This is a genomic window from Cellulomonas sp. P5_C6, from assembly GCF_054049635.1.
The window spans coordinates 1-11007 of record NZ_JBFULZ010000134.1 but is presented as its reverse complement, the minus strand read 5'-3'; the positions used below and the strand labels follow the sequence as shown (position 1 = coordinate 11007).

Here is an 11007-nt window from a genome sequence, read left to right as displayed (position 1 = left end):
CATCGCCGTCGCGTACCACCGGTGCGGCCTGCCGGTCCCGACGCCCGCGGAGCTGCGCACGTTCGTCGGGCCGCCCATCGGCGACAGCCTCCGCGCGCACGGCGTCCCCGACGAGCGCGTCGGCGAGCTCGTCCGCGCGTACCGCGAGGACTTCGGGGCGACGGGGATGCACGACGCGACGGTGTTCGACGGCGTCCCCGAGCTGCTCGTCGACCTGCGCGCGGCAGGCTGCCGGCTCGTCGTCGCGACCTCCAAGCCCGAGGTGTTCGCCGTGCCGATCTGCGCGGACCACGGGCTCACCCCGCTGGTCGACGGCATCTTCGGCGCACCGCTCGACGAGTCCGGCACCAAGGCGGACGTGATCGCCCGTGCGCTCGCCGCCGAACCGCACGCGCCGTCGCCCGCGACCACGCTGATGGTCGGGGACCGCGAGCACGACGTGCACGGTGCCGGTGCGCACGGCATCGACTGCGTGGGCGTGACCTGGGGATACGCGGCGCCGGGCGAGCTCGCGGCCGCGGGTGCCGTCGCCGTCGTCGACACCGTCGAGGAGCTCCGGCGCACGGTCCTGGCGCGCGTCGGCAACGGGATCGCTCGCCGGGCTTGACCTTGACGTTGCGTCAACTCCTACCGTGGACGGCATGGAGGCATCGATCCAGGAGGTCGCCCGCCTGACGGGCACCACGAGCCGGACGCTGCGGCACTACGACGCGATCGGTCTGCTCGAGCCCAGCCGGGTCGGCGACAACGGGTACCGCTGGTACGACGACCACGCGCTGGTCCGGCTGCAGCGGATCCTGCTGCTGCGCCGGCTCGGGCTCGGGCTGCCCGACATCGGCCGGGTGCTGATGAGCGAGCAGGACGAGACCGCCGCGCTGCGCGCCCACCTCGACTGGCTGCGCAGCGAGCAGCGACGCCTGGAGCGGCAGGCGGCCTCTGTCGAACGGACCATCACCGCACGAGAGAACGGAGGACCGATCATGGCCGAGGACATGTTCGACGGGTTCGACCACACCCAGCACAAGGACGAGGTGGAGCGCCGCTGGGGCGCCGACGCCTACGCGACGTCCGACGGCTGGTGGCGTGGCATGACCGACGACGAGCGCGCCGCGTGGAAGGCGACCACCGCGCGGCTCGCCACCGAGTGGGGCGCCGCCGCGTCCGCCGGCGCGGACCCCGCGTCCGACGAGGCGCAGGAGCTGGCCCGGCGGCACGTCGCCTGGCTCGGCAGCATCCCTGGTACGCCCGGGCACGGGTCGACCCCCGTGAAGGAGTACATCGTGGGCCTCGYCGAGATGTACGTCGCCGACCCGCGGTTCGCCGCGAGCTACGGCGGCGAGCAGGGCGCGACGTTCGTCCGCGACGCGTTGCACGAGTACGCGGCGCGGCACCTCTGAGGGGTAGACGTCAGGTGGTGCTGCGGATCGACCGCTGCCAGTCGGCGTGCAGCTCCGCGAAGTGGCCTCCCGCGGCGACCAGCCCGTCCGGGGTGCCGTCCTCGACGATGCGCCCGCCCTCGATCACCAGCACCCGGTCCGAGCCCATGACCGTGGAGAGCCGGTGGGCGATGACGACCGAGGTGCGATCGGCCAGCAGGGTCTGCAGCCCCAGCTGCACGAGCGCCTCCCCCGGGACGTCGAGCGAGCTGGTCGCCTCGTCGAGGATCAGCAGCGCCGGGTCCGCCAGGAACGCGCGGGCGAACGAGACGAGCTGGCGCTGGCCGGCCGAGAGCCGCACCCCGCGCTTGTCGACCTCCGTGGCGTAGCCGTCGGGCATCGACGCGATCAGGTCGTGCACGCCGACCGCGCGCGCGGCCGCCTCGATCTCCGCCGGCGTGGCGTCCGGCTTGCCGAGGGCGATGTTGGCGCCGACCGAGCCCGAGAAGAGGTACGCCTCCTGGGTCACCATGACGACCGCCCGCCGCAGGTCGACCGGATCGATCTCGCGCAGGTCGAGCCCGTCGAGCCGCACGGCGCCGCCGCGCACGTCGTAGAACCGGGCGAGCAGCTTGGCGATGGTCGACTTGCCGGCCCCCGTCTCCCCGACGAGCGCGAGCGACTGGCCGGCCGGGATGTGCAGGTCGACGTGCGGGAGGACCGTCGGCCCCGTGCCGTAGCCGAACTCGACGTCGTCGAACCGGACGTCACCGCGGGCGTGCGCGAGGGCCGACGGCTGCAGCGGGTCCGGGACCGTCGGCTCCTCGGCCAGCAGCGACGCGAGCTTCTCCAGCGCCGCGGTGGCCGACTGGAACGAGTTGTAGAACATGCCGATCTGCTGCAGCGGGTTGAAGAACCGTCGCGCGTACAGGACCGCCGCGACGAGCACCCCGACCTCGAGGCCGCCGTCGAGCGCGCGCAGGCCGCCGACCAGCAGCACAGCGGCGACCGTGACGTTGCCGATGAGCGTGAGCCCGGTGTCGAAGACGCCGTTCAGGCGGATCCCCGCGGCGTTGGTCTCGCGGTAGTCCTCCGACAGCCCGCCGTAGACCTCCTCGACCTGCGGCTCGCGGCGGAACGCCTGGACGGCGCGGATGCCGGTCATCGTCTCGACGAACCGCACGATGAGCCGCGCCGCGGCGGTCCGCTGCTTGCGGTACTGGACCTGCGACCGCACCTGGAACCACCGGGTGAGCACCACGCCGGGGATCACCGCGATGAGCAGCACCAGGCCGCTGCGCCAGTCGAGCAGCACGAGCGAGACCGCGGTGAACACCATGGCGAGCACGCTCGACGCCAGGTTGGTGACGCCGCCGTCCAACAGCTCGCGCAGCGCGTCGAGGTCGGAGGTCTGCCGCGAGATGATCCGGCCCGACGTGTACTTCTCGTGGAACTCGAGGCTGAGCCGCTGCGTGTGCCGGAACACCCGGCGCCGCAGGTCCAGCAGCATCGTCTGGCTCACGCGCGCGGACGCCCGCACGGTCGCCGCGGTGAGCACGCCGCCGAGCAGCGCCGCCGCGAGATACCCGAGGGTCGCCAGCGTGATCGGACGGGCGTCGCCCGCGGTGAGGGCCGGCAGGGCCTTGTCGATGCCGTACGCGACGAGCGCGGGGCCGGCGACCGCGGCGAGCTGCGAGCCCACCACGAGCGCGGCCGTCCACCACGCCGGACCCGCGACGGGCCGCAGCAGCGTGCCGAGCAGCCCGAGCGAACGTCGGCGGATCCGCCGCGACTCGGCCTTGGTGGCCTCGTCCCCGAAGGCCTCGGAGGTCAGGACGCTCACCGGCTCACCTCCTCGAGGTGGTCCACGTCGTCGAGCGCCGACAGCGCCGTGAGCACGTACCGGTAGTGCGGGTGGGTGGTCAGCAGGTCGGCGTGCCGGCCGACCCCCGTGATCCGCCCCTCCTCGAGCACCGCCACCCGGTCGGCCAGGGCCACCGTGGATGGCCGGTGCGCGACGACGAGGGTCGTGGTGCCCGTGAGCATGTCGCGGAGCCGGGCCGTGACCGCGGCCTCCGTGGTCACGTCGAGCGCCGAGAGCGGGTCGTCGAGCAGGAGCACGCGGGGCCGCACGGCGATGGCGCGGGCCAGGGCGACGCGCTGCCGCTGGCCGCCCGAGAGGCTGAGCCCCTCCTCGCCGATCACGGTGTCGAGGCCGTCCGGGAGCCCGTACGCGAAGCCCGCGCGGGCGACGTCGAGCGCCTCGGTGACCAGGTCGTCGGCCTCCGTGCCGGTGAGGTCGGTGCCGAGCAGCACGTTCTCCCGCACCGACGCGGAGAACAGGATCGGGTCCTCGAACGCGACCGAGACCGCCGCCCGCAGGTCCGCCCGCGTGAGGTCCCGGACGTCGACGCCGTCGATCCGCACGCTGCCCGCGGTCACGTCGTAGAGCCTGGGGACCAGCTGGAGCAGGGTCGTCTTGCCGCTGCCGGTCAGCCCCACCAGCGCCATCGTCTCGCCCGGCTCCAGCACGAGGTCGATGCCCGCGAGGATGTCGGAGCCACCGCGCGGGTGGCCCTCGGCGTCGACGCCGCGCGGGTGCCCGAAATGGACGCCCCGCAGCTCGACGCGCGAGCCCGCCGGGTCCGCCGTGGGCAGCGCCGCCGGCTCCGCCGGGTCCCGGACGGTCGACCCCGTGTCCATGACCTGCAGGTACCGGTCCGTCGCGGCCTTCGCGTCGAGGGTCATCGCGAGCAGCATGCCGAGACGCTCGACGGGGTTGTTCACCACGGCCGCGGTGGCGAAGAACGCGACGAGGGCGCCGACGCTGAGCTCGCCGCGGGACGTCAGCACGACGCCGAAACCGAGCGAGACCGCGAGGATCGCCTCCGGGATCGCGCCGAGCGCGAACGACACCCGGGACAGCGTCCTGGCCTTGTGCACCTCGGTGGTGCGCAGCTCGTCGGCCTGCCGCGCGAAGTCGTCGAGAGCGTCGGCGCCTCGGCCGAACGCCTTGAGCACGCGGATGCCGTGCACCGACTCCTCGACCGTCGTGGCCAGGTCGCCCGCCTGGTCACGGGCCCGCCGCGCGACCACCTTGTAGTCCTCGCGGAACCGGAAGCCGAGCCAGATCATGGGCACCGCACCGACCAGGTAGACCAGCCCGAGCACCCAGCTGGTCCAGATCATCAGCCCGATGCCGACGATGACCGTCGTGGCGCTGACCAGCAGCATCACGAGCCCGAACACCGTCCAGCGGCGGATCGTGCCGAGGTCCGACATCACGCGGGACAGCAGCTGCCCGCCCGACCAGCGGTCGTGGAACTCGACGGGGAGGTCCAGCAGGTGGCGGAACAGGTCGGTGCGCATGTCGCGCTCGACCGTGGTGCCCGGCGTGAGGATCAGCGCGCGGCGGCACCAGACCAGGAACGCCTCGAGCACCCCGAGCCCCAGGACGACGAGCGCGCCGATGACGACCCCGCGCTGCGAGCCCTCGCTGAGCAGGGGGCCGTTGACGATCACGCGCAGGACCTGCGGCACCGCGAGCGCCAGCAGGCTCGCACCGAGGGCGGTCAGACCGCCGAGCGCGATCCGCGGGAGCGCGGGGCGCGCCCAGTGGCGCAGGCGCAGGAGCACGCGGGTGGTCGACTCGGGACGTGCGGGACCGGCGGGTGGAGCAGAAGGCACGCCTCCACACTACGGACGGGGTCCGACAGTTGCCCGATCGATCCGATCCTCGGGACGGTCAGGCTCCGGTGCGCACGATCTTGTTGTTGCTCGCCTGGGCGCGCGGACGGACGACGAGCAGGTCGATGTTGACGTGCGCGGGCCGGCTCAGCGACCACGCGATGGCGTCGGCGATGTCGTCCGCGACCAGCGGCTCGTAGCCCGCGTACACGGCCGCGGCCCGCTCGCTGTCCCCGTCGAACCGGACCATCGAGAACTCCTCGGTGGCCACGGCCCCGGGCGCGATCTCGATGATCCGGATGGGCTCGCCCAGGATCTCCCAGCGCAGCGTCGTCGCGAGCATGCGCTCCGCGTGCTTGGCACCCACATACCCGGCGCCCCCCTCGTACGTGCCGTGCGCGGCCGTGGACGTCACGACGACGATGTCGCCGCCGTCGCCCTCGCGCAGCTGCGGGAGCAGCGCCTGGGTGACCCGGAGCGTCCCGATCACGTTGAGCTCGTACATCTGGCGCCAGTGCTCGAGGTCCGCCGACTCGACGGGGTCGAGCCCGAAGGCGCCGCCCGCGTTGTTGACCAGCGCGTCGAGGGGGCCGCCCGCGGCGACCTGCTCGGCGAGGCGCGCCACGTCGGCGTCGTCAGTGACGTCGGCGACGACGGTCTGCGCGCCCGTCTCCTGGGCCAGCGCGGCGAGCCGGTCCGCGCGGCGGGCGGTCGCGACGACGTCCCAGCCCTCCGCGCGCAGGCGACGGACGGTCGCCGCGCCGATGCCGGAGGAGGCACCCGTGACCAGGGCGCGTCGGGGCGTGCGTGTGCTCATGCGGAACTCCAAGGGGTGGGTGGGACTACGCAGAAGGCTAGGCGACCTCGGCCAGGACCTCGGTCAGCAGTCCGAGGCCGGTGGCAGCCTCGTCGGCCGTGACCACGCACGGCGGGACGACGTGCACGCGGTTGTCGGCGAGGAACGGGAGCAGCCCGCGGGCGAGCGCGCCGGCCTTGACCCGGCCCATCAGCGCGGCATCGACCGGCTCGCGGGTCGCCTGGTCCTTGACCAGCTCCACCGCCCAGAACACGCCGAGCCCGCGCACCTCTCCCACCAGCGGGTTCTTCTCGGCCAGCTCCGCCAGGCCCGGGCCGAGCACGTCACGGCCGATGGCGGCGGCGTGCTCGACGATGCCCTCGTCGGCCATCGCGTCCAGGGTCGCGACGATCGAGCTCATGGCCAGCGGGTGGCCCGAGTAGGTGAGGCCGCCGGGGAACACGCGGTCCTCGAACGTCGCCTCGATCGCGTCACTGAGGATGACGCCGCCCGCCGGGACGTACCCGGAGTTGACGCCCTTCGCGAAGGTGATGAGGTCCGGGACGACGTCGAACCCGTCGAACGCGAACCACTGTCCCGTCCGGCCGAACCCGGCCATGACCTCGTCGAGGATGAGCAGGATCCCGTACCGGTCGGCGATGGCTCGGACGCCCGCGAGGTAGCCGGGCGGCGGCACCAGCACGCCGGCCGTGCCGGGAATGGTCTCCAGCAGGATCGCCGCGACCGACGTCGGCCCCTCGGCCTGGATCACGCGCTCGAGGTGGTGCAGCGCGCGCTCGCTCTCCTGCTCCGGGGTGGTCGACCAGAACTCCGAGCGGTACAGGTACGGCCCGAAGTGGTGCACGTGCGCGCGGGCGTACTCGTTGGGCACGCGGCGCCAGTCCCCCGTCGCGACCACGGCCGCGCCGGTGTTGCCGTGGTACGACCGGTACGCGGACACAACCTTGTCCCGCCCGGTGTGCAGGCGGGCCATCCGGATCGCGTTCTCGTTGGCGTCGGCCCCGCCGTTGGTGAAGAAGACGCTGCTGAACCCCTGCGGCGCGTGGCTCAGCACCTTCTGCGCCGCCCGGCCGCGCGTGAGGTTGGCCGTCGCCGGCGCGACCGTCGTCAGGGTCGCCGCCTGCTCCTGGATCGCGGCGACGACGCGGGGGTGCTGGTGGCCGATGTTCGTGTTGACCAGCTGGCTGGAGAAGTCCAGGTACCGCCGCCCGCTGTGGTCCCATACGGTCGAGCCGAGCCCGCCCGCGATCACCATCGGGTTCAGGTGGGCCTGCGCCGACCACGAGTGGAAGACGTGGTCGCGGTCGAGACGCAGCGCGGTGGCGTCGTCGTCGGTGGTCATGGTGCTTCTCCTTCTGGTGCGTCCCCGCGCGCGGGCGCCGTGGTCGACGCCCGCGCGCGAGAGGTCACTTGCCGCCGGCCTCGAGTGTGACGTCGATCGGCGTGAAGTCCTCGCCGGACACGTCGACGCCCTCGTCCTTGAGCTCGGCCAGGGCCTTCTGCACGTACTCGTTGGTGTACGCGTCGGCGTCGGGCTCCGCCGTGATGACCGTCGCCCCCTGGTCGTTCTTCGTCTTGAGCGCGACGTCGACCGTCTGCTTCCAGGCGGCCTCGTCGATCATGCCGATGCCGTCCGGCGAGGGCCAGATCAGCTTGTTGATCTCGTTCGTCTGCCACAGCTGGTGGCTGTTGCCCAGCTGCGAGCCCTGGGCCACGACGATGTCCCGAGCCTTCTCCGGGTTGTCGCGGGCGTAGATCCAGCCCTTGAGGCTCGCCTTGATGAACTTCTCGGTCTGGTCCTGGTAGTCCTTGTCGTTCGCGAGCTTGTCGGAGTTCGCCCAGATGGCGTCCTGGAGCATCGCGGTGCCCTCGTCGTTCCAGTTCACCGCCGTGAAGTCGTCGGCCGTGTAGAGCTCGCCCGTGTCGGGGTTCTCGGCCTCGAGCAGCTGGGCGTACTCGTTGTAGGTCATGGCCTGCGCCGCGTCGATGTCCCCGGCCAGGAACGCGTTCATGTCGAACTGCTGCTGGACCAGCGTGACGTCGGTGGCCGGGTCGAGGCCCGCCTTCGTCATGCCCGCGAACAGCTCGAACTCGTTGCCGTAGCCCCAGTTGCCGACCTTCTTGCCCTTGAGGTCGGCCGCGCTGGTGATGCCCTTGTCCTTGAACGCGACCTGCAGCGTCCCGGACTTCTGGAAGATCTGCGCGACGTCGGTGATGCCGGCGCCCTGCTCGCGCGACGCCAGAGCCTTGGGCACCCACGCGATCGCGTAGTCGACCGAGCCGTCGGCCAGCACCGACTGCGGCACGATGTCCGTGCCGCCCTCGACGATCTGCACGTCGAGGCCCTCGTCGACGTAGTAGCCCTGGTCCACCGCCGCGTAGTAGCCCGCGAACTGGGCCTGGGTGAACCACTGCAGCTGGAGCTTGACGGGGATGAGCACCTGCGAGCTCATCGAGGGGTCGCTCCCCGCGTCCCCGCCGTCGTCGGAGCTGCATCCCGACAGGACGAGCGCGGCGGCAGCGCCGACCGCGGCCGCGCCCCACGCAGTACGCCTGGTGAGTCTCATCGTCAATCCTCTCGTTGGCTGTGCTGTGCGGTTGATCGGCCGGCCTGGCTCCGGTGGCAGGCGGACGTTCCTATCCCCCCTGGCGCCTCGCGACGCCGCGCTCCAGGGCGAGCGTCGCGAGGTAGAACACGAGCCCCAGCAGGATGGCGCCGAGGACGAAGGCCCAGGCCCGGGCGTAGGCGCTGTTCGACGCCGCCGACGTGATCCGGGAGCCGAGGCCGTTCTGCAGCCCGCCGAAGTACTCGGCGACGATCGCCGCGATCACCGCGGTCGAGGACGCGATGCGCAGACCGGTGAACAGGTACGGCAGCGCGCCCGGGATGGTCACCGTCCGCGTGATCTGCCGCGGGGTCGCCGCGTACGCCTTGAGCAGGTCGCGGTGGACCGGCTGCACCTGGCGCAGGCCGCGCAGGGTGTTGACGAAGACGGGCGCGAACACGACGACGGAGACGACGAGGCGTCGCGGGGTGGTCGACGTGGTGCCGAACATCGTGTTCAGGGCGGGGGCGAGCGCGACGATCGGCATGACGCTCAGCGCGGCGGCCGTCGGCGACAGCAGGGTGTCCGCCATCCGGCTGCGCGCCGCGACGACGGCCGCGCCGATCGCGGCCACGCTGCCGACCACCAGCCCGACCAGCACGTTCATGCCCGTCGCGAGCGCGGCGGACCACACCAGCGGGACGACCAGCAGCAGCTGCTCGACGATGGCCGTCGGGCTGGGCAGCAGGTACGGCTTGAGGCCGGCGCCGACGACGATCGCCTGCCAGACCAGCAGCGCCAGCACGCCGACGGCGACGGGCGCCAGCCAGCGGCGGACGGTGGCGCCGGTCATCGCTGGTCCATCCCGCGGGCGGCGACCGGGGTGCCGTGCAGGGCCTCGCGCACCGCCGTGACGGCGGCGAAGAACGCGGCGTCCTCCCGCAGCCCCTCGCCGCGCTCGTCGCCGAGGTTCACCGGGACGACCGCGCTGATCCGGCCCGGCCGCGGCGACATCACGATGACGCGCTGCGAGAGGAACACCGCCTCCGGGATCGAGTGCGTGACGAACACGACCGCCGCACCGCTCTCGGCGCAGATCCGCACCAGCTCGGTCTGCATCCGCTCGCGCGTCATCTCGTCGAGCGCCSMGAACGGCTCGTCCATCAGCAGCATGCTCGGCCGCTCGGCCAGCGCCCGCGCGATCGCCACGCGCTGCTGCATCCCGCCGGACAGCTGGTGCGGGAAGTGAACGGCGAAGTCGCTCAGACCGACCAGGTCCAGCAGCTCGACCACGCGCGCCGCCCGCTCCGCCTTGCCCACCCCGTGCAGCTCGAGCGGGAGCTCGACGTTCGCGGTGACCGTCCGCCACGGCAGCAGGCCCGCCTGCTGGAACGCGATGCCGTAGTCCTGCGCCTCGCGGGCCTGCCGGGGGGTCTTGCCGAAGACCGTGAGCTCCCCGGACGTCGGGACGTCCAGGTCCGCGATGAGCCGCAGGAGCGTCGACTTGCCGCAGCCCGACGGCCCGATCAACGAGACGAACTCCCCCGCCGCGACCGTGAGGTCGATGCCGTCGAGCGCGACCACCTCGCCCGACCGGGACGTGAAGACCTTCCCGACGCCCCGGGCTTCCACGGAGTTCACGACGCCGGCGCGCTCCCTGTTCATCGGACCTCCCCGTAGCGGAAGCGGCCCAGGCCGAGCCCGAGCAGCGACACCAGACCCGCGGCGAGCAGGCCCAGCAGAGCGGCCGCGATGATCGCGGCCCACGGTTTGGAGGGGTCGCCGCTGGCGGACTGGGCGTAGCCGATGATCAGCCGCCCGATGCCGCCCTTGGTGCCCGTCGACACCTCGGCCACGATCGCGCCGACCACCGCGGTGGCCGCCCCGAGCCGCAGCGCGGGCAGGAGGTACGGGACGCTCGCGGGCAGCCGCAGGGAGACCAGGGTGCGGGTCCAGCCGGCCGCGAGGGACCGGTAGAGCTCGACCTGCGCGGCCGGAGGCGACTGGAACCCCCGCAGGGCGCCGATGGTGACCGGGAAGAACGCCAGGTAGCTCGCGATCAGCGCCACCGACATCCAGCGCTGCCACTCGAGCCCGCCGAGGTGGATCCGGCCGCCCCAGCCGACCACCAGCGGCGCGAGCGCGATGAGCGGCACGGTCTGGCTCAGGACGACCCACGGCACCAGCGCGGACTCGGCGAGCGGCGAGCGCTGCATCAGCGCGGCGAGCAGCAGGCCGCCGACCGACCCCAGCAGCCAGCCCGCGAGCGCGACCCGCAACGTGAACCAGCACGCGGCGAACATCGCGCTCAGGACCGTGGGCGAGCCCGTGGCAGAGGTCTCGGGCTGCAGCACCCGCTGCACGATCTCCCAGACGTGCGGCATCGCGACGTCGTCGGTCCGCGGCAGCAGGCTCGCCCCGCCGACGTGGCCGCCCGTGTCGGGGACGACGACCTTGACCAGCTCCCACAGCACCGCCAGCAGCACGACGGCGAGCACGCCGACGAGGACCTGGCGCCCCGGGTTCCGGCGCCCGGACCGGCCGGGGACCGGGACGGGGACGGTCCGCGGCGGGGCCAGGG

The 11007-nt window shown here is 72.9% G+C and carries 10 protein-coding genes; 2 read left to right on the top strand and 8 right to left on the bottom strand.

The window, feature by feature from the left end; genetic code table 11:
* Both ACXJKG_RS14700 and ACXJKG_RS14695 read left to right on the top strand, forming a co-directional pair.
* The coding region (locus ACXJKG_RS14700) for an HAD hydrolase-like protein (RefSeq protein WP_456846492.1) at positions 1 to 607 on the top strand (607 nt) is incomplete at its 5' end.
* Between the two features lie 34 nt (positions 608 to 641).
* The gene (locus ACXJKG_RS14695; RefSeq protein WP_456846491.1) at positions 642 to 1397 is read left to right on the top strand and encodes a MerR family transcriptional regulator; all 756 of its coding nucleotides are present in this window, start codon (positions 642 to 644) and stop codon (positions 1395 to 1397) included.
* Between the two features lie 10 nt (positions 1398 to 1407).
* Here ACXJKG_RS14695 and ACXJKG_RS14690 read toward each other — a convergent pair whose 3' ends face one another.
* The 8 genes from ACXJKG_RS14690 to ACXJKG_RS14655 form a co-directional block, all read right to left on the bottom strand.
* On the bottom strand, positions 1408 to 3219 hold the full coding sequence (locus tag ACXJKG_RS14690) for an ABC transporter ATP-binding protein (RefSeq protein WP_456846490.1): 1812 nt from the start codon (positions 3217 to 3219) through the stop codon (positions 1408 to 1410).
* Complete coding sequence (locus tag ACXJKG_RS14685; RefSeq protein ID WP_456846489.1) at positions 3216 to 5063, bottom strand: ABC transporter ATP-binding protein; 1848 nt, start codon at positions 5061 to 5063, stop codon at positions 3216 to 3218. Before ACXJKG_RS14685 ends, ACXJKG_RS14690 begins: the two co-directional genes overlap by 4 nt.
* A gap of 58 nt (positions 5064 to 5121) precedes the next feature.
* A complete protein-coding gene (locus ACXJKG_RS14680; RefSeq protein WP_456846488.1) occupies positions 5122 to 5880 on the bottom strand; it encodes an SDR family oxidoreductase in 759 nt (252 codons plus the stop codon).
* 37 nt (positions 5881 to 5917) lie between these two features.
* Positions 5918 to 7222, bottom strand: coding sequence for an aminotransferase class III-fold pyridoxal phosphate-dependent enzyme (locus tag ACXJKG_RS14675; RefSeq protein ID WP_456846487.1), 1305 nt, complete (start codon positions 7220 to 7222; stop codon positions 5918 to 5920).
* A gap of 64 nt (positions 7223 to 7286) precedes the next feature.
* On the bottom strand, positions 7287 to 8447 hold the full coding sequence (locus tag ACXJKG_RS14670) for an ABC transporter substrate-binding protein (RefSeq protein ID WP_456846486.1): 1161 nt from the start codon (positions 8445 to 8447) through the stop codon (positions 7287 to 7289).
* Between the two features lie 70 nt (positions 8448 to 8517).
* Positions 8518 to 9279: an ABC transporter permease gene (locus ACXJKG_RS14665; protein ID WP_456846485.1), complete on the bottom strand. Its 762-nt coding sequence runs from the start codon at positions 9277 to 9279 to the stop codon at positions 8518 to 8520.
* Complete coding sequence (locus ACXJKG_RS14660; protein WP_456846484.1) at positions 9276 to 10091, bottom strand: ABC transporter ATP-binding protein; 816 nt, start codon at positions 10089 to 10091, stop codon at positions 9276 to 9278. The genes ACXJKG_RS14665 and ACXJKG_RS14660 overlap by 4 nt, the downstream gene beginning before the upstream one ends.
* On the bottom strand, positions 10088 to 11007 hold a 920-nt coding region (locus tag ACXJKG_RS14655; protein ID WP_456846483.1), incomplete at its 5' end, for an ABC transporter permease. The genes ACXJKG_RS14655 and ACXJKG_RS14660, both read right to left, overlap by 4 nt.

Coding starts and splice junctions, on each gene's coding strand:
- ACXJKG_RS14680 (WP_456846488.1), bottom strand. CDS start 5,880: ATGAGCACACGCACGCCCCGACGCGCCCTGGTCACGGGTGCCTCCTCC.
- ACXJKG_RS14675 (WP_456846487.1), bottom strand. CDS start 7,222: ATGACCACCGACGACGACGCCACCGCGCTGCGTCTCGACCGCGACCAC.
- ACXJKG_RS14670 (WP_456846486.1), bottom strand. CDS start 8,447: ATGAGACTCACCAGGCGTACTGCGTGGGGCGCGGCCGCGGTCGGCGCT.
- ACXJKG_RS14665 (WP_456846485.1), bottom strand. CDS start 9,279: ATGACCGGCGCCACCGTCCGCCGCTGGCTGGCGCCCGTCGCCGTCGGC.